Consider the following 17,703-nt stretch of genomic DNA (forward strand, 5'->3'; position numbering starts at 1 on the left):
CCATTTCAAATTGGTTCTGAATTAGTTAATGGCTATGGGCCAAGTGCGGGTGTAGGGATCCCGACTTTAGCTTTGAAGCGGTTTTCGAAGCGCCAGGACTCTTTCCCAATTTCTACAATGGTGAGTCAACCAATCAAGCAGTGCTGTCGTCATCTTGGCATCACCGAACGCCGACGGGGCGTTCACCGAAGGCCATGTTCGCCGGTGACGAGGATCGAGGTGCGCTCGTAAAGCCTGCGGATAAGATGGAACAGGAGCGGGCCTCCGTCCTTCGCGAACGGCAGATAGCCGATCTCATCGAGGGTGATGAAGTCGAGGCGTGTGAGGTAAGTCGACTATCCGCCTTGCTTGTCGTTCCAACCGGTTGACCAGATCGATGACATTGAAGAAACGGCCGCGCATCAAGTCCATGAAGCGATCTATAGAGTCTGATCTGCCAGCCCCTACGCGGCGTCTCCTCATCTCCCAATCGTAACACCTTTCATCCTATAAAGCTAAGATCTGGAAATGCAGGGACATACAACCGCACTGGCTCCTGATCCTTCCACCTCAGAAGGGACCGTGATTTCGCCCGGGTCGGCCTTACGCCACTTCGATCGACCGAAGGAAAGCAACGGTTCGGCCGAACATCCAAAATGGCATCGAACGCTTAGACGCCTTCTGAACATCGGGGCGAGCGCTGTTGTGCCCTGGGTCAGACGTGGCAAGAAGCGTTGACGTTTGAGCAACCCTTTGAAGGTGGAGATCCCGGGTTATTCACCTGGTGGATCAATGCCATACAAACAATTAATTTTACGAAGCCGTGGGATGTTATTAAACACCTCGACTATGAATTGGGGATACCATGATGTTGCTCCACCGGAGAGCAGCCGAGGGCTAGGTCACAGACCTGGCCGATAAATGGAGACGAATATGGCCAACGTGGAAATGCAGAACGCACTCTCGTCTGCCAATCAAGTGCGGAGACATAGCTCTGGGTCCTTTCTTCGCCTACTGCAAGAGCCTCGTCGCATTACACCGAATACCAGCCATAACCCGTTCGGGTCGCCACAAAAGCTGAACAACCACTAATCGAACTTCCCAATCCTTGGGTTCTCAAAAGTGAACGGAGCTGTGGGTATGCGAGATGGGGTGTTACTCGCCGCGAAGTCATACAGGGAATATGAAGGATCCAATATCATTTCAGCGTGAGCATTATGTTCAGCTCATCGGCGTCAGCATCGGTTTCAGAGCCAACGGCTTTACGAAGAGAACCGCAAGGATGTTAAGTATGGGTGAGGTAGTGAGCCTGGCGCTTTCGGAGCGGGGCTTTCGATCACCCTTTCGAAATTAACTTCGCACTTTTCAGGGCCCGGGCGGGTAAAAATGGAAGGTTTTGGCAAAGGGAATTAGAACGGAGAAATATATACTGGTAAATGTTTCCGAACGAAGCTCTTTGCCATTCCATATGCGTGAGTATCGGTACGGCTACGCAGATAAATCCATTGATGAAACTGTAGACTGCATTCTTGGAGCAGCCACCCGATTGTGGATGCGAGAGCCGTCGCCAGCAATCGCATGCTCGCAGCGGTAGATGAAGCGGGTGGCGTCCTAGTCTAGGGGGTGAAAGCTGAGCAGGTTCAATAAACTCGAAGCCCCAACATTTATAGGCTCTGGATGTGCGGCCTCCAATCCTGCCAGACCCTCCAACCACCTAGCGCAACGGGCTTCGGATAGATTTTCCGGCGCCGCCGTAACCATTAGATAATTCAGTGCAAACTTAAGACGGGCGAATAATTCCTGGCGAAAGACATCGGGGCCACCCTCCGGTTCTGGCCACCGAAAACTCGCCGCCAAACTTGGAGACATTCAGATGACAAACTCTCTTCCCGCAAAGCTGATGGTTGGCATTTTCGACCATTTGGACGAAGACGGCAGAGAGATTGCGCGCCAATATGAAGATCGGATGAAATTGGCAGAGGTTTGCGATCGCCTTGGCTTTTTTGGATATCACGTCGCAGAGCACCACTGTACCCCCCATGGTAGGGGACCTTCGCCGAATCTATTTCTAGCAGGCGTAGCTCAGCGCACGCAGCATCTTCGTCTCGGTCCGTTGGTTATGCTGTTGAACCTTTATCATCCGCTACGTGCGTTTGAAGAAATTTGCATGCTGGATCATCTGAGTGGTGGCAGGCTCGAGTTGGGCATGGGACGCGGCTCCTTACCAATCGAATGGGGCTTTTTCGGTATTGAGGAGGAGGTGGCGACATCGCGCTATCTCGAAGCCAGCGAGATCGTCATCCAAGCGATGAAGGGAGGAGCTCAAGCTCTTTCCTACAAAGGCGATCACTTTGAACTAGACAAAGTCCCGTTGATGTTGAGGCCACACCAACGTCCTCAGCCTCCGACATGGATTACAACCAGTCGTCCTGAGGTTGCGCGCTGGGCGGCTGAGAACGATACAAATCTTGCCTGCGGGGGCCCTGCTTCGACTGTTCGCCAGATCACTGATGCCTACCGAGCACACGAGAGACATACCGCCGGGGGCAGGAAACGGGCGCCATTCCTTGGGTTGGTCCGAATGGTGGTGGCCGGCAGCACGACGAAGCATGCCATTTCGCTCGCGGCCCCGGCTTATCAACGGTGGCTTCGGAGCTTTAAGTTTCTGTACGAGATAAACGGGATACAGACTCCTCAGAACCTCCCGCCAGATTTTGATGCAGCAGTAGACTGTCAGTTGTGCGTAGTTGGTACTGCGGCGTCAGTTAGGCAAGATCTTCTCGATCATGTCGAGGAAGCAGGTGCTAATTATCTTCTTTGCCAGCTGGCGTTTGGCGATTTGCCATTGGAGGCTTCCTATTACACTGCAACGAGCGTTCACTCTGGAGTTATGGCTTAATCTGGACTGGCCTCAGGTTGCTTTCCGAGCACAGAGATTAAGTCTCTGTGTCCGCGCCCTCAAATCGGTTGAGGAGCGCCAAGGCGAATTCAGCCATCGCCGTAGGAACAACCGTTGTGGAAGGGCTGCATTATTGGATAGTTAAAAGATATGCGATTCAAGGGCCTCGATCTAAATCTCCTTGTCGCGCTCGATGCACTAATGATTGAGCGCAACCTTACTGCGGCGGCACGTAGCATTAATCTGAGCCAGCCCGCAATGAGTGCAGCCGTCCGCCGGCTCCGCTCCTATTTCCGCGATGAACTTTTTACGATGCGTGGTCGTGAATTTGTTCCAACGCCGCGTGCGGAAGACCTCGCGCCTGCGATTCGTGAGGCTTTACAGCATATTCGTCTCAATATCATTTCCTGGGACAAATTTACTCCTGATCAATCAGATCGTCATTTCAGAGTAAGTTTGTGCGATTTCGTTACAGTTGTTCTTTTTCAGAAGATACTGGAGCGTCTTGCGCGGGAGGCACCCGGCATTAGCTTTGACTTGCTGCCGCTTACTGACAATCCAGACGAGCTCTTGCGACGCGGCGACGTAGACTTCCTTATTAGCCCACCGTTATTCATGTCGAGCGCGCATCCTAAGATAGATCTATTTCAGGAACGACTGACTTGCGTCGGCTGCAGTAATAACAAACAACTTGAGGAAGCCCTTACTGCAGAGGAGTATTCATCAATGGGGCACGCGGTAGTTAGGTTCGGTCGGACGCAGCAGCCTACCATAGAAGATTGCTTCTTGCAGGAGCATGGCCTCAAGAGGCGGGTCGAAGTCGTTGTTTCAAGCTTTAGCATGATCCCCGCCGCCCTGATGGGCACTGATCGCATCGCAACCATTCCGTTACGATTAGTTGGGCTTTTTGAGGACAAGATACCGTTGCGGATGACTGCGCCCCCGATAACGCTGCCGACATTCACCGAGGCGGTCCAATGGCCGGTACTTCACGACAAAGATCCGGCAAATATCTGGATGCGAGATATAATGGTTCAGGAGGCAGCGCGATTGCCGTGACCATCTTGAAACCTAGGAAGCTGGGTTGCATTGGAATCGATCGACCCGCGACGTGCCCGATTAGCTGAAGACGGCACCACCTGTGACTGACCCGCAGGCCATTTTATCGACGAAGCTGAGCGCCACGTCCGTCGCCGGTCGGCCGGCCTTCGGACGATTGGTGGTGAGCGTCCGGTGAGCGGATTTTGGTTAGGTGTGGGATTGGCGCAAGTTACGACACAGATGATTCATTTGTGACGTAACAGGGTATGAATGGCCAAGGTTGAGATCCTGACGGGTGCCGAGCGACAACGTCGATGGTCGACGGAACTGAAGCTTTCGATATTGCAAGAAGCGTTCAGCGCGGATGGCACCGTTTCGGATGTGGCGCGCCGGCACGACGTTCTTCCGCAGCAGATTTACGCCTGGCGAAAGAAGCTCTTGCCACCCGAATCTCCCCAGACCGCATCGTTCATCCCGGTATCGCTTATCGGAGCGTCGGAGTGCGTGAGTGAAGGCTCTAAGAGGAGCAGTGCTCGGCCGAGATGCAAAGACGTTGAAATCGTCCTGAGGAATGGCCGCTTACTGAGAATTGCAGCGGACATGGATCTCGAAGTGCTATCGTCACTGGTCGCTTGTGTGGAGGCGGCATGATCGGGCCTTCGGGGAATGTGCGGGTTTATCTGGCCTGCGGGGTGACCGACATGCGGCGTGGCATTGATGGACTGTCCGCGCTTGTCGAGACGGCTATCAAGGAGGTGCCGGGCTCCGGCGCAATCTTCGGCTTCCGCGGAAAACGCGCTGATCGGATCAAACTTTTATGGTGGGATGGCCAAGGGTTCTGCCTGTTTTACAAAATTTTGGAACGCGGATACTTTCCCTGGCCGACAGCGAAAGATGGGGTTGCGCATCTGACGCAAGCTCAGTTGTCGATGCTTGTTGAGGGGATCGACTGGCGCCGACCTGCGTGGACTTCCGCTCCCGGTCGAACGGGTTAAAAGCTATATTTTGCAAGGACATCCGGAGCATAATGCTAGCGCTTCCGGCGCAAATCGGCTACGTATGCGGGTATGGAAATAACGCCGCTGGACAGTCAGGAGGAGCTATCTGTTTTGCGCGCGCTCGTCGCTGAACAGGCGGCGAAACTTGAGCGCCAAGAAGCCGAAGTCAGCAAGCGAGACTCCATTATCGGGCTCCTGCGCGCGCAGTTGGATTTGCTCCGCCATCGGCAGCATGGCGCTTCTTCGGAAAAGATCGACCGGAAGATCGAGCAATTCGAACTGATGCTGGAGGAGATCGAAGCCGCCCGCGCCGAGGCTGAGATGCGCTCCGGGAAAGCTCCTTTGCCGGAGTTGGACGACGCGCCGGACAAGCCGAAGCGTAAACCATTGCCCGATGGTCTTCCAACCGAAGAACTGGTCTATGCAGCACCCTGCAGTTGTCCGACTTGTGGTGGCACATCGTTCCTGAAGGCCGCCGACAGGGTGATCCAGGTGATGGAGCACGTGCCGGCGTCCATCAAGATTGTCCGCCACGTCGAAAAGCGCATGATCTGCAGGGACTGCGATACGACGGTGGCAGGCGAAATGCCGACCCTGCCGATCGAGCGCGGCAAGCCCGGACCGGGGTTGCTGGCCCATATCATGGTCGCCAAATTCGACGATCACATCCCGCTCTACCGTCTATCCGAGATGTACGACCGGCTGGGGATAGATATCTCCCGATCCGTGATGGCCGACTGGGTCGGCCGCGTGTCAGTTCTGCTGGCTCCTCTCATCTTGCTGATCAGAGCCCATATCGCGGCGGTCGACCGAATACATACGGACGATACCCCGGTCGATGTTCTCGACCCTGGGCGAGGAAAGACAAAAACCGGGCGGGTCTGGGTCTATGTCTTCGATGGCAGCGGCTATCAAGATCCCACTCCAAGAGCCATTGCCTACTACTATAGCCCCGACCGCAAGGGCGCGCATCCAGCCGACCATCTCGCAAACTTCAGCGGCGTGATGCACGCGGATGGCTATGGTGGCTATAAGAAGCTTTACGGCAACCAGATCGTCGAGGCCGCCTGCATGGCCCATGTGCGCCGCAAGTTCCACGATGTGATCAAGCTGAAGCCATCTCCAATCGCTGACGAAGCGCTCTCGCGCATCGGTGCGCTCTACGATATCGAGGATCGTATCCGCGGCATGCCGGCTGACGAGCGGCGTACACTGCGCCAGCAACACGCCAGGCCCCTTCTGGCAGACTTCAAGAGCTGGATCGAGGAAAAGCTGCAGGCGGTACCACAGAAGCAGAAGCTGGCTGAAGCGATGCGATATGCCCTCTCGCGATGGGCAGCGTTGAGCGTTTACATCGACGATGGCCGTGTCGAAATCGATAACAACATAGCTGAGCGAGCCATGCGTCCGCTTGGAATCGGAAGAAAAAATTGGCTCTTCGCCGGGTCAGACAAGGGCGGTGAGCGCATCGCCAACATTCTGACTATCATCGAGACTGCCAAACTCCATGGCCACAATCCGGAGGTCTATCTCACAGACGTCCTGACCCGGATCCCGAGCCATCCCAAGGATCGGCTCCAGGAACTGCTGCCGTGGCAGTGGGTGCCGGCGAAAGACCGATACGAGGCTGCGTGATGGCACGCTCGAGGTTCATCTACACGCTCAAAGAAGTCGCCGTCATGATCGGCGAGAACCTTGAACTACTCGAGGAAGTCACCGCCAACTCGGACAATATCGCCGAGGGCGAATTGGTATATGTCCGCGATGGCAGTGAAGATGGCACAAAAGGCCTGACCGAAAATGGAATTGACGACCTTCGAGATCTCCTGGCCGACATACGGACGTGGGATGGTGGAATCCGCCAGTTCCTCGTCGATGAACAATGCGATCCCGAGGTGATCGAGCGCGTCATGGCAGATGAGCTAATCCGCAAGTCCTAAACCGTGCCTCGTTGACGCAAAAAATGCATTCGCCGGACGCTTACGACGATTGCGCGACCTGCGGTCTAGCACCTTCGGCGGCAAAGCGAAGGGTGCTGGGGGACCACAATTGCTGGTATTGTTCGTTTCTGATGGTTCTTGGTTTTTGGTGGCATCTCCTAAGCTCGGACGCTGCTCCTACGTAAGCAGGGACGGAGGCCTCGGGAATGTGGCCAATGTTCGCGTTTAACCGCTTCACAGGCGATTGGATCGCCGAATTCTAAACTAGTTTATGATAGCAGCCTTTCTAACCGCGGCTTCCTCAGCGATCCAATGCGAGCGCCCCACTGTGAATTTTCATGCGTTTGGGCTCTGAAACGCCTGTTTAGTGGGTGCAGTATCATGACTTCGGCGTCGGCCGCGAATTCTCCGCGTTAGTTGAACTTGTTCGGATTCGGCAGATCGTACTCAAGCAGGAACCTCCGTCAGGAACCGGATTATTGCAGCGAGCCATGTATTTTAAGTGCGTTGGAGGAAATCATATGGGAAGCTTCCTCAACCAATATCTCCCTAAACCAGATGCTCCCTGGATCGGCATTATGTAGCGCTGGCCATTGAACAGCTTCGGTGAAGACGGGAAGCGGTAACGGAAGGTTGATGATCCGCAAAGGAAAAGTACTTTCGTAATGCTCGACTAAGCGAAGCGGTAGGTTAGCTATGCGTTTCGTGCCACGCAGGACTGATGGTATTAAGCTAAACCCTTGCACGACGACCTCCACCCGCCTCTGAATCCCATTCTCGAGCAAGAACCAGCCCTCGACCGATGGCTTCAAAAAGCGCCCAAACGCGGCAGCGACGTGTCCCATGGAAACATATTGCTCGATCGTCAGCGCTGAAGGTAGGTCCACATTTGTCGAACAGGCTACGCATACAAATTTCTCTGTGAACAGCTTTGCGCTCGGGTGTGCGCCCGAGAGAAAAAATTCAGGCAGTATGAGGAAATCGACGTCACCGCGGCTAAGCATTTCGTACGGATCACTATCTAAAGGCAGCAACTCGAAGCTGACTCCGGGCGCTTCTCGAGCAACGCGCTCAATGATTTTATTGAAGTATATCAGCATCATGAAATCGGACAGAACTATTCTAAAGCATCTGTCAGACTTCGACGGGTTAAATGGCTCCCAAGAGATGATTGAGCATTGTACTTGCAAGAGAGTTTCGCGCACTGCCGAGGCAAGTCCTTCGGCGCGTGGCGTCAGCCGAAGTTCTCGACCATTCATTGTAAACAATTCGTCGCGGAAATAGTCCCGCAGCCTGCCAATGGCGGCACTCATGGCTGGCTGACTTAGATTGATACTACGTGCGGCAGCCGTTAGGTTGCGCTCGGTCGTGAGCGCGTCCAGTGCAACGAGCAGGTTTAGATCAAGGCCCTTGAAACGCATCTTTAGTCACATCCAAACAACGGATATTTTATATCCAAACAATCAAGTTTTCCAGTACAGAACCTTCCAGCCTAGCTCCAATGAAGGTTCGTCGATGATCTATTAAGTAGCGTGCATAGTTACGATAGACGTTATAGTTGCAGATAGTCTAATTTAAGTATGGAAAGGCGCCTTAGCAATAGGCGATGTGGAGCGGCGTCACCGAGCGACATAACATTCGCTAGTGAACGGAATGGGCGGAAGTAGGTTCATCATATCGCGATACCGGAGAGGCTTTGCCGTACGCTGGCTATCGACTGGCGGGCTCCTTCTATTTGGAAGCATGTTCAAGATATGGTGGCGTTGACCTGCCACTGAGAATTTGATCTGAACCCTTCAAACTGGACCAATTTTGGTTAGAGTTTTCCGGTGCATTTTCCTGGCTGGGAAAGGACCAGAAGACGATGGAAGCATCGCAGTTTTCGGACGCTCAGAAGGCGTTCATTCTGAAGCAAGGTGATGAAGGCGTGTCGGTTGCTGAAATCTGCAGGAAGGCGGGGATCAGCCAGGCGACTTATTTCAACTGGAAGAAAAAATACGCGGGCATGCTGCCACCGGAGATGAAGAGGCTGAAACAGCTCGAGGACGAGAATTCGCGCCTGAAGAAGATCGTCGCGGATCTAAGAGTCGGACTCGAAAAGGTTTCAACGATATCCGTATCTTGCCAGCCGCCTGGTGAGCATTCGGATGTGAGCGATGGTTATCCAGGCTTCTGCTGAAGCGATGGATGTCTCGAAGTCCTTGGCCAGCCTGCGGCATCGACCCAACCACGCAAACGTCCGTTCGACGACCCAGCGGCGCGGCAGGATTTCGAAACCCTTGGCCTTGTCGGTACGCTTGATGATTTCGAGTGTCCATTTTCCTATTTTCTGCAGCCGCTTTTTCAGCTTGTCGCCCGCATAGCCGCCATCGGCGAAGACATGAAGGAGCCACGGCCATCGGTTGCGGATGGACTTCAGAAGATCGGGAGCCCCGTCGCGGTCCTGTATATCAGCGCTGTGCACCACGAGACCAACCATCAGCCCGAGCGTATCGACAATGATGTGGCGCTTGCGGCCCTTGATCTTCTTGCCAGCGTCAAAGCCCCGAATACCACCGCTTTCAGTCGTCTTGACGCTTTGGCTGTCGATGGCGCCAGCCGTCGGTGAAGCTTCTTTCCCATCCAGCTCCCGCGCCTCCATGACGAGGTGATGGTTGATCCGTGGCCAAAGACCCATTGCCCGCCATTCATAGAAATACCGCTGCACCGTTGAACAGGGCGAAAGTCCTTCGGCAGCATCCGCCACTGGCAGCCTGTCGAAGCGATATAGAGAAGGGCGTTTAAAACCTCGCGCAGATCGGTCTTGCGTGGCCGGCCCAGACGCCGTGGCGCGGGCATGAACGGCGCAATAAATTCCCATTCGCGATCGGTAACATCGCTTGCATATCGGCTCGTCCGACGGACATATTGCCGTCGGGTGGTTTCAGTCCAGGCCATTGTGCACTCCATCGAATCTTCGCAAATCCGAAGGAATCACAACTGGCTGAAATCACTCAAATCTTTTTGGGGCAGCCTCTAACGCTGGACCGCGAGATGTTGCAGGATGTCATCCGCCGAAAGCTCTGAGGCCTGCTCGGAAGCGGGAGATGGTGAAAGGCATGTGCCGCGATTGGGCGATCTCGATCCGGCGTGCTTGTGGAGCGTTGAACTTCGATCGATCAACTCACCACTATACCTCTCGCCGTACTGATCAGGCCGGTCTGGAACGTCGTATTCGCGAGATCTGCGAGATCCGTGTGCGGTACGGCTATCGCCGCGTGCATGTGCTGTTGGAACGCGAGGGTTGGGGCACCAACATCAAGCGAACTTACAAGCATTTACAGGGACTTGGGGCTACAGTTGCGGAACAAAACACCGAAGCGGAGGGTAAAAGCCAAGCTTCGCGAGGATCGGCACATGGCCGTCGGCCCCAACGACGTCTGGGCGATGGACTTCGTTCACGACCAACTCGCAACGGGTAAGAAACTGCGCGTGCTGACGGTGGTCGACACCTTCTCGCGCTACGTGCCGGTGCTTGATCCACGTCATAGCTATAGAGGCGAAGACGTTGTGCAAACCCTTGAACGGGTGTGCCAAAAAGCCGGCTATCCGAAAACGATCCGTGTCGACCAAGGGACGGAGTTCGTGTCGCGCGACTTGGACTTGTGGGCCTATTCCAAGGGCGTGACGTTGGACTTCTCACGCCCCGGCAAGCCAACTGATAATGCTTTCATCGAAGCGTTCAATGGCCGCTTCCGTGCAGAATGCCTGAACCAGCATTGGTTCCTGACCCTTGCGGATGCCCGCGAAAAGATGGAGGATTGGCGTAGATACTACAATCCTGTTTCATAACACCCATCTTTCTATGTCATTGAAAGGAATAGATTTTCCTGATCTGGAGGCGATCCCGCGGGGTGGCGAGGGTTCTTCCGGGCACGATCGAGAATCTGACGTGCTTGCGGGGTCGCGAGTTTGGAACGGCTGAAGATCCATGGGCCATCGGGTAGCGGATGAGCCCCCTTAATATCGCCAGCCTCGGCCGCCAGACGCAGCGTCTTTGGCGATATCCCGAGTAACTTCGCCGCACCGCCCAGATTAAGCCATGGCTCAACCCCGTCGATCTGCGGACGGAAGACCGGAATCTTGCGATATGACCTCAGCGCGGTGACCCGCTCCCGTGTCCAGCGATTGCCATTGCCGGTCGTCAGTCCGTTGCGATTGAGGACACCGGCAATCACATCATCATTGGCGATCAAGACGAGCTGTTTCACAGCGTCGACAATGTCGTCAGGGGTCGCATTTCTTTGGCCACGGTGTCGCTTCGGCAGGCGCAGTTCGGTGTGGACGCCTCCAACCCAATGAATGACGAGGACGATCTCAGAGGTTCCATCATCGAGATCGGCGACCACTTCATTGATGAGCGTGCGCACGATGCGCTTCTTCAGCCTTGCATCGGTTGTCGGCGCCGTCCAGACGGCGCGAAGGTTTCCCGCAAGTGCGGTTACCTGTGATGCGGACATGGGGAACGGATGCGGCGTAACTGTCCGATGTTTGGCAATCTTGGCCTCGATCTCACCGACGCCAGTCAGCGCCTTGTTCCAGCGTGCTTCCAGCTCCGACGTCACCAGCCTATTCTCTGGATCGGCCGCGTCATATTGCCGGAATGCCCGGTCGGCTACATAGCGTGCTGCCTCGAGGTCGCGCATCAGGGCATCCTGAACCTGATCGCGTTGGTTGGCCATATTGCGTTCCGCCTCGACGGCGGCGGCAATGGCTCCTGGCTCGACCACGCCGAGAAGTGCCTCTTCGATCGCGTCATCGACCCGCAGACCGCCGAAGGCGATGCAACGTGGTTCGCCGTTGTCGAGCAACCCTCGCCAACAGGAATAGCGCGGGATGTTATGGTTGGCTCCTGTGTAACGAACCGTCAGCTTCCGGCCGCACCTTTTGCAGCGGAACAGGCCGGCAAGCAGAGCGTCGCCATGCTTCGGCGCTCCATGATGGCGACTGGCCGGTACATTGTCGCTGACCATCTTGCGGATCTCCTCCGCCCGTTCCCAACTGATGTAACCTTCGTGCGCATCCGGGATCAGCGCCAGCCATTCATCACGCGCCTTGCGGCGAATTCCAGATCGGCCATCGTATCCTGGTACGGAACGACTCTTACCATAAGCATAAGCGCCGCCGTAGATCGGGTTCGCAATCATCCGGTGGATGGTGGCATAATTTGGCCTGCGCCAGATGACGTCACCGTTGGCGCACCTGACGGGCAGGTCCAATCCCTGCTCAAGGAACCATAGCAAGGCCTGCCGGGCACTCCCGAGTTCGGTGACCTTGTCGAAGACGAGTGCGATGGCTTCCTGGATGCGCCGATTGGGATCCTTCTCGATCCTGTCACCGGCCTTTACGAAGCCGGCCGGAACAGTGACGACGAGTTCACCGCGGCGAGCCTTCTCATAGCGGGCGGAAAGGGAACGCTGACGCAAGAGATCGAGTTCATACTCGTTGAGGCTGCCCTTCAAACCCAAGAGCAGGCGGTCGTTGCCCTGGCGGGGCGCATAAACTGCTTCCTGGTCGACCAGGACGGTATCGACAACGCGGCACATCTCGATGAGTTGCTGCCAATCGCGGCTGTTCCGGGCGAAGCGCGATACCTCACGCGCGGCCACGGCGCCTACCTTGCCAAGGCAGACTTCCGCCACCATCCGATCAAATCCAGCGCGGGTCACGCCGCCGGCGGCCGAACGACCAAGGTCGTCATCCACCGTCTCTATATGTGACCATCCAAGCGCTGCCAGACGGTCGCGCATGGCGTACTGGAGGGCGCTGCTCTCTCGATTGTGCAGAACCTGGTGAGCCGAGGACTGCCGAACATAGAGGATGGCCTTCCGCTCCAGATGATGCGGCGCGATCTTCTCATGCATCATGACCGGCCTCCTTCTGTTGGCAGGCATGTCCGCACTTTGCGTGATCGACGAACAGCCGCACGATGAGCACCGTCAACGCTTGGCGGGTCTCCTCCGGCAACTCCGGCCATTGCGGCGTCCCTGCCGTCTTCCCCCGCTGCGGGGCCGAGAACAGATCGAACTGGCATGTCATGGGCTGGCGAGGCATGAACATCTCTCCGACTCGTTTCGTGAGAGACCAATGCTGCGCCCATTACCGAAGATTGCGATGAGGCATCAGCGTCCTTCAGCAATCTTGCCAAAGAATGCAGGCTTGCGAGATCGACGTGCGGGACCGCCAGGCTGCGCCAACAACCACTCACTGATCGGTCGAACATCCACGACGGGACCTCAAGAAGTCGACCAGAAGAAGAACCAGAAAGGCTGCAGCGGAAAATATGCGTCCCTTTAGACACCGCCTCATGCACGTGAACAAGCCGTCCGGACCAGGGATGCCACGGATACAGAAGCTCGCGAACCTCGGTCCCGTGGGTGTTCTGTCGTCGTGTTGTACAATGAGGAAAGACCTCATGGTGCGATCGGCAACAAGGTGCCGATCTCGTTGGTGAATTCAGGGTGCGCAACCAGCCCGCCTCCCTGAGTAAAGCCGGAAAACTCTAGCATGCGGTGGTCCAACGTTTGGGAGCGGTTCACTGACGCCGAGGCTCTAATCGCCGCCGGATGAAAATTCAGTGGCAGGTCACGGGAAGCGCTCCGCATAGATAGATGAGACGAACAATGGAAGAATGCATCAATATAGACAATCGGGATGACTTTGGTAACTGGGCGATCAAGGTCGCCAAGCAGATTGTCGGCGAACAGGGTTTTGATCTAGCCAAGGCCGTACGTGATGGAACCGAAGACGCAGTCCGGGAAGCAGGCAATGCTCTTGGACAGGCTATCAACAACGCGCTCATGGAAGTCTATGACGGCCTCCTCGAAGATGCGCCAGAATAGGCCCACGAAACGTTTAACGGCTTAACAACACTGATCATCTCCAGCACCGCTAAACCAGGATGGGTTCGGCGTGGCATGTTCAAGCCGGTGATATCGCCCTTTGCGCCGCGGCCGAGTGTCGCCAGCAAGGGGACAGACGTCAAAGTTTACGCCTTTGGTCTCGATGTTGCACAAGGAGCCAATTCCAGCGGTCACGAAGTACTTGGTATGCACCCGTGGGAACAACATGGGCGCTTCAATTGAACGGAAACTCAAATTTATGGCTGGCTCTGACAAATTACGGACGATCAGCGATAGTTCGGGTCTCCAGCGGGATTGCAGCATGAGGCCGGCAGTCAATACCAAAGGACATTACTGCGACTTCGCCGAATGCCGGTAATAGACATCCGCCAGAATGTGGTGGTCATGGCGGTAGACTTCGGCCATGATATTATAGAGGCTTGGATCGTGAGCCTCGAAATCTTCTGATGTGGCAATGGTGAGATTGCCTCGGCTGTAAGCCAAGTTCGTATTGAACCAAAATCGCGTGCCCTCGGCCCAATACTCATCGACGTTGTTCTCCATATAGGAACACGCCCAGAGGCCTTTCTCGTAGGCGTGCGAATAGGCACGTTCAACTCGTGCAACGAGATCAGGATCTACCGTGCGCAGCGCGTAGAAAATATTATGTGAGAATTCGTGAACAAGAATGTTCCCGCCGTAATACCGCGTGCCCGGCACGCCCATCAAATTCTCCACAGCTCCCGTCGTGTAGAGCCCGCCCATGCCGCGCGCCCTTTGTGCCCAGTAGTCTCGGGCAGTCATCTTGCCGATCGTGTTGGCGTAATCCCGCCGCTCGTCAGGGGTGAGACGTGGATCATCGGGAAGAGGCTTCTTCCAATCCCGCTGCTCGGGAATATCAGTCGTCGTCTCGTCAATTGCCATGACGCCCACCCGCGCTCCAGCCTGGATTAAAGCATCGCGGACATCACGGCGTTCTGACAACATGTAGAGGACAATGTCACGTGAGATCAATAGTGCCGTGTCTGGAACCTTGTTTGACGAAATAATAGGTATGCCCGCTGCGTCAGCATATTTGGCATAAAATGGATCCAGATTGAGTGATGTCGGTGGGCTGCGAACTATGAAAGTCTCGAAACTCGATACATCAGCCGCGGACAATGGCGAGTCAGATAAGACATTCTCAGCGCCGCCGAGTCTGCCTGCGGATGCAGCAAGAAGGTACCCACCGCACAACACCATCCCCATCGAGCATACGTCAATCATCGTGACCTCTCGTTAACGGCTGTCTTTCGTGAGACGACGCAACAATCGTGCCAGTCACTAAGTATTTCCTCGGGGGCACATCGGCGCCGCCGGCTCTGTATCAGACCATGTGCGTGACGATCGGCATCCGGTGACCAGGGTATGACGATCACCTCATACCGTTATCTAGGAGAAAATTGCGATCTCGCGGCCGCCTCGCCAGTCCTGGGAGGCGTTTGCTGTGTCCGGGGTCCTAAAAGCTTGCACCGGAAACGCACTGATCTGCGAATCCATTCCTGTACCCATCATCTTCTCCCGAGGTCGGGATCGCCAGGCAAGTATGTCCTCTGGCAATCTTCGCCGATACCCAGCGTGCCGGTCCATGGGTTGCGATAGCCAAAGCGAACCAGGGCGTTTTGCAAGGGGAACCCCTTTCAGATTCAACAGGAGAATGCTGCTGCCTATCGCCGCGTCCCATTTTGTGTGGAATCAGACGGGCGCAAACCGAACATTCCGAAAAAACCCCTCCGCCAGGTCGGGTCGTTCGACGACTTTCGACGCCGGGATAGACCAGCCCGGTCCCGCCGAGGGTTCTAATGTGATCTCGACAATTTGCCTGATTATCGCCGAAAACGTCTTTGGCTTGCTTCTGCCTGAGTAGCGAGCCCCTCAGTCATGGTCAACTTTTCAGTTCAATGTCGTGGATGCCTGATCAAGATGATCCAGCATGATGGACAAGGCGGCATGTTCACGAAGAAGTTGGAGCTCGGCCGCTTCATCTGGCGTCGGCAGCCGATGGCAGGCCGATTGATTGGAACGCATCCATTGGACGGATGAGTTCCATCCAAACAAATGATTTCACCAGCTTATACCAGTGCCATTAGAAGCGCCCCAACGAGTGCGTATCAAGTAGTTGCTCTGTCGACGCCTGGACAGAGTATTAAGTGGAGGTTTAGGTATGAGCCCTCAGGTGCGGTGGAAAGTATGCTGGGAAAACGAGTTGGAGCTCTCTGACCACACGGAGCTCGCAGATTTCTTTCGGAAGACCTATGGGCCAACTGGAGCTTACAACGCCCTTCCATTCGAAGGTGCTCGTAGTTGGTCAGGAGCTAGGCCCGAGCTTCGCGTAATAGGCTATGATGCGCACGGTGTGGCCGCTCACATGGGGTTGTTGCGTCGTTTCGTTCGGATTGGCGAGGTCGATCTACTCGTATGCGAGCTTGGATTGTGGGGCGTGCGTCCAGATCTTGAGGGGTACGGCATTAATTCGATGCGCATTGTTTACCCAGTGCTGCAGCAACTTGGCGTTCGGTTTGCGTTCGGCGGTGTTCGGCAGGCGTTGCGCAACCTTGTTCTCAGGCTCTGCCGAAATGGTCTTGCGACGGTTTTGGAAGGGGTACGCGTGCGATCCACCCTTGCCGATGTTTATCTCAACCTCCCGCCGACGCGCTGTGAAAACGTAATTCTGGTAGTATTCCCAATAGGATGCTCAATGAGTGATTGGCCATCGGGGACCTTGATCGAGCGGAATGGCCCTGAGCTATGAAAGAGCATGGTCCCATAGCTGAAGTTATCCGAAGAGAGACGGTGGCGGCCCAGTGATCGGTGCGTCTATTTAACCCTCGATGACGGACCGACTCACACGATGACACATCCCGCACCTTTCGATCTGCGAACGCTTAGACGTCAAGCTTGAGATATTCGAGACAAGCAGGACCATCAGGGACATATGCCCCGAAGCCTCGGTACCGCAATCCGGGCACCTGGAGGAAGTATGAACATTATCGGCTAATGCCGTATTTTTGCGCGCTCGCGGGTTCACGATCCGCGCTCCTCGTTCGACCCGCTAACTGACGCCACTGCCGCAGAGCACGGCATCGGAGCCTGCGTACAAGCGCACTGCCGACCATACTGCGATGGCCGACAACCCAGATCTTCTTGTTGGACAAGTCGTACACTTAGAGCTCTTCCCGGCTGTTCAGGGCCTTCCAGTGCTTGACACCTCGCGCACCTTCTCGGCGACGAGCTCCCGAACCGGGTTCTTGTGTTGCCAGCCCAGCTTCTGGCGGGCCTTGGTCGGATCACCGGCAGAAGATCGACTTCCGTCGGGCGGAGGTATCGAGGATCGACTTCCACAAGGCAGGCACCGGACGCGGAGTCGTAGCCATTTCGTCGACGCCGGACGCCTTCCATTCCAAAGCAATGTCCACATCGGCAAAAGCCCGCTCGTGAAATTGGCGGACACTCGTCGTCTCGCCGGTCGCCAAGACGTGGCCATCCGGCTTGTCCTGCTGCAGCATGCGCCACATGCCCTCGACATACTCACGTGCGTGGCCCCAGTCGCAGCTCCTGACGCTGTTTTTGGCCAGCTGTCGGGCGCTGCGGGCCTGCGCGATCGAAGTTGGCTTGTTCAGCCACAAGGCGAAGCTCTGTCACCTGGGCGCTCGCATCGTCGCCCGTGCGATACGCCATTTCTCTCTTGGCTACAGGGATGTGCGATTGTCTCCAGTTTTCGGAGCTTCGTTTGATCCTGCTGATAGTCGCGGTCTCCCTGCCGCGCGGTCGACCGAGCGGTGCAAGTGATGCCCTTACGACACCGTCTGTCGGCTTTGTCTTGTCGGCGACATTAGGGTTGGTTGGCCAGTTTCCTGTGCTGGCTCCGGCTAACTTCCTGAAACCCAACAAAAAGATCTTTCCTTCGGCTCGATCGGCCCACATGG

General features: G+C 55.7%; 13 protein-coding genes and 4 pseudogenes. 10 read left to right on the forward strand and 7 right to left on the reverse strand.

Annotated features, from left to right (window positions below):
• Positions 1 to 32 precede the first annotated feature (32 nt).
• A pseudogene (locus AB8B31_RS32250) lies at positions 33 to 408 on the reverse strand (ATP-binding protein); the annotation flags it as partial.
• A gap of 1,444 nt (positions 409 to 1,852) precedes the next feature.
• Between AB8B31_RS32250 and AB8B31_RS32255 the strand changes: the two are divergent.
• The 6 genes from AB8B31_RS32255 (at position 1,853) to AB8B31_RS32280 (ending at position 6,857) form a co-directional block, all read left to right on the forward strand.
• Positions 1,853 to 2,878 carry an LLM class flavin-dependent oxidoreductase gene (locus AB8B31_RS32255; protein ID WP_096772348.1) on the forward strand — a complete coding sequence of 342 codons (1,026 nt, stop codon included), beginning with the start codon at positions 1,853 to 1,855 and terminating at the stop codon, positions 2,876 to 2,878.
• Between the two features lie 150 nt (positions 2,879 to 3,028).
• Positions 3,029 to 3,937: a transcriptional regulator NodD3 gene (nodD3, locus tag AB8B31_RS32260; protein WP_096772347.1), complete on the forward strand. Its 909-nt coding sequence runs from the start codon at positions 3,029 to 3,031 to the stop codon at positions 3,935 to 3,937.
• A gap of 252 nt (positions 3,938 to 4,189) precedes the next feature.
• Entirely contained in the window at positions 4,190 to 4,570 is a 381-nt protein-coding gene (gene tnpA / locus AB8B31_RS32265; RefSeq protein ID WP_096772384.1) for an IS66-like element accessory protein TnpA, read from the forward strand.
• Positions 4,567 to 4,914 carry an IS66 family insertion sequence element accessory protein TnpB gene (tnpB, locus tag AB8B31_RS32270; RefSeq protein ID WP_003574550.1) on the forward strand — a complete coding sequence of 116 codons (348 nt, stop codon included), beginning with the start codon at positions 4,567 to 4,569 and terminating at the stop codon, positions 4,912 to 4,914. Before tnpA ends, tnpB begins: the two co-directional genes overlap by 4 nt.
• A gap of 72 nt (positions 4,915 to 4,986) precedes the next feature.
• Entirely contained in the window at positions 4,987 to 6,552 is a 1,566-nt protein-coding gene (gene tnpC, locus AB8B31_RS32275; protein ID WP_096772372.1) for an IS66 family transposase, read from the forward strand.
• On the forward strand, positions 6,552 to 6,857 hold the full coding sequence (locus AB8B31_RS32280; protein WP_096772371.1) for a hypothetical protein: 306 nt from the start codon (positions 6,552 to 6,554) through the stop codon (positions 6,855 to 6,857). Before tnpC ends, AB8B31_RS32280 begins: the two co-directional genes overlap by 1 nt.
• 476 nt (positions 6,858 to 7,333) lie before the next feature.
• Here AB8B31_RS32280 and nodD2 read toward each other — a convergent pair whose 3' ends face one another.
• A complete protein-coding gene (gene nodD2 / locus AB8B31_RS32285; protein ID WP_096772353.1) occupies positions 7,334 to 8,278 on the reverse strand; it encodes a transcriptional regulator NodD2 in 945 nt (314 codons plus the stop codon).
• A gap of 443 nt (positions 8,279 to 8,721) precedes the next feature.
• Here nodD2 and AB8B31_RS32290 point away from each other — a divergent pair.
• A pseudogene (locus AB8B31_RS32290) lies at positions 8,722 to 8,970 on the forward strand (transposase); the annotation flags it as partial.
• On the opposite strand, the gene AB8B31_RS32295 reads toward AB8B31_RS32290, so the two are convergent.
• Positions 8,962 to 9,794 (reverse strand): IS5 family transposase gene (locus tag AB8B31_RS32295; protein ID WP_239621145.1). Its coding sequence is split into 2 segments (ribosomal slippage): positions 8,962 to 9,578 and positions 9,578 to 9,794, totalling 834 coding nucleotides; the frame shifts between segments, so codons are not numbered across the junction. The pseudogene AB8B31_RS32290 and the gene AB8B31_RS32295 sit on opposite strands and share 9 nt — an antisense overlap.
• Positions 9,795 to 9,872: 78 nt before the next feature.
• On the opposite strand from AB8B31_RS32295, the pseudogene AB8B31_RS32300 reads away from it, so the two are divergent.
• Positions 9,873 to 10,676 (forward strand): annotated as a pseudogene (locus AB8B31_RS32300) (IS3-like element ISRel21 family transposase); the annotation flags it as partial.
• Between the two features lie 23 nt (positions 10,677 to 10,699).
• Here AB8B31_RS32300 and AB8B31_RS32305 read toward each other — a convergent pair.
• Positions 10,700 to 12,763: a recombinase family protein gene (locus tag AB8B31_RS32305; protein WP_097622254.1), complete on the reverse strand. Its 2,064-nt coding sequence runs from the start codon at positions 12,761 to 12,763 to the stop codon at positions 10,700 to 10,702.
• The gene (locus tag AB8B31_RS32310; protein ID WP_037145433.1) at positions 12,753 to 12,950 is read right to left on the reverse strand and encodes a hypothetical protein; all 198 of its coding nucleotides are present in this window, start codon (positions 12,948 to 12,950) and stop codon (positions 12,753 to 12,755) included. Before AB8B31_RS32310 ends, AB8B31_RS32305 begins: the two co-directional genes overlap by 11 nt.
• Positions 12,951 to 13,519: 569 nt before the next feature.
• Here AB8B31_RS32310 and AB8B31_RS32315 point away from each other — a divergent pair.
• Positions 13,520 to 13,738, forward strand: coding sequence for a hypothetical protein (locus AB8B31_RS32315; RefSeq protein ID WP_096772157.1), 219 nt, complete (start codon positions 13,520 to 13,522; stop codon positions 13,736 to 13,738).
• Between the two features lie 351 nt (positions 13,739 to 14,089).
• Here AB8B31_RS32315 and AB8B31_RS32320 read toward each other — a convergent pair whose 3' ends face one another.
• Positions 14,090 to 15,004, reverse strand: a complete 915-nt coding sequence (locus tag AB8B31_RS32320; RefSeq protein ID WP_040111901.1) for a hypothetical protein — start codon at positions 15,002 to 15,004, stop codon at positions 14,090 to 14,092.
• Between the two features lie 937 nt (positions 15,005 to 15,941).
• Here AB8B31_RS32320 and nodA point away from each other — a divergent pair.
• Positions 15,942 to 16,529, forward strand: a complete 588-nt coding sequence (nodA, locus tag AB8B31_RS32325) for a nodulation N-acyltransferase NodA (protein ID WP_096772155.1) — start codon at positions 15,942 to 15,944, stop codon at positions 16,527 to 16,529.
• 412 nt (positions 16,530 to 16,941) lie between these two features.
• Here the strand turns inward: nodA and AB8B31_RS32330 are convergent.
• Positions 16,942 to 17,325 (reverse strand): annotated as a pseudogene (locus tag AB8B31_RS32330) (GDP-mannose 4,6-dehydratase); the annotation flags it as partial.
• Positions 17,326 to 17,703 lie beyond the last annotated feature (378 nt).

Origin of the sequence: Rhizobium sp. 62_C5_N11_2, assembly GCF_051811185.1 — a bacterium.
In the GTDB taxonomy this organism is placed as follows: domain Bacteria; phylum Pseudomonadota; class Alphaproteobacteria; order Rhizobiales; family Rhizobiaceae; genus Rhizobium; species Rhizobium leguminosarum.

Excerpts from the sequence above, each read along its gene's own strand:
- AB8B31_RS32255 (WP_096772348.1), top strand. The coding sequence starts at position 1,853 with ATGACAAACTCTCTTCCCGCAAAGCTGATGGTTGGCATTTTCGACCAT.
- nodD3 (WP_096772347.1), top strand. The coding sequence starts at position 3,029 with ATGCGATTCAAGGGCCTCGATCTAAATCTCCTTGTCGCGCTCGATGCA.
- tnpA (WP_096772384.1), top strand. The coding sequence starts at position 4,190 with ATGGCCAAGGTTGAGATCCTGACGGGTGCCGAGCGACAACGTCGATGG.
- tnpB (WP_003574550.1), top strand. The coding sequence starts at position 4,567 with ATGATCGGGCCTTCGGGGAATGTGCGGGTTTATCTGGCCTGCGGGGTG.
- tnpC (WP_096772372.1), top strand. The coding sequence starts at position 4,987 with ATGGAAATAACGCCGCTGGACAGTCAGGAGGAGCTATCTGTTTTGCGC.
- AB8B31_RS32280 (WP_096772371.1), top strand. The coding sequence starts at position 6,552 with ATGGCACGCTCGAGGTTCATCTACACGCTCAAAGAAGTCGCCGTCATG.
- nodD2 (WP_096772353.1), bottom strand. The coding sequence starts at position 8,278 with ATGCGTTTCAAGGGCCTTGATCTAAACCTGCTCGTTGCACTGGACGCG.
- AB8B31_RS32305 (WP_097622254.1), bottom strand. The coding sequence starts at position 12,763 with ATGATGCATGAGAAGATCGCGCCGCATCATCTGGAGCGGAAGGCCATC.
- AB8B31_RS32310 (WP_037145433.1), bottom strand. The coding sequence starts at position 12,950 with ATGCCTCGCCAGCCCATGACATGCCAGTTCGATCTGTTCTCGGCCCCG.
- AB8B31_RS32315 (WP_096772157.1), top strand. The coding sequence starts at position 13,520 with ATGGAAGAATGCATCAATATAGACAATCGGGATGACTTTGGTAACTGG.
- AB8B31_RS32320 (WP_040111901.1), bottom strand. The coding sequence starts at position 15,004 with ATGATTGACGTATGCTCGATGGGGATGGTGTTGTGCGGTGGGTACCTT.
- nodA (WP_096772155.1), top strand. The coding sequence starts at position 15,942 with ATGAGCCCTCAGGTGCGGTGGAAAGTATGCTGGGAAAACGAGTTGGAG.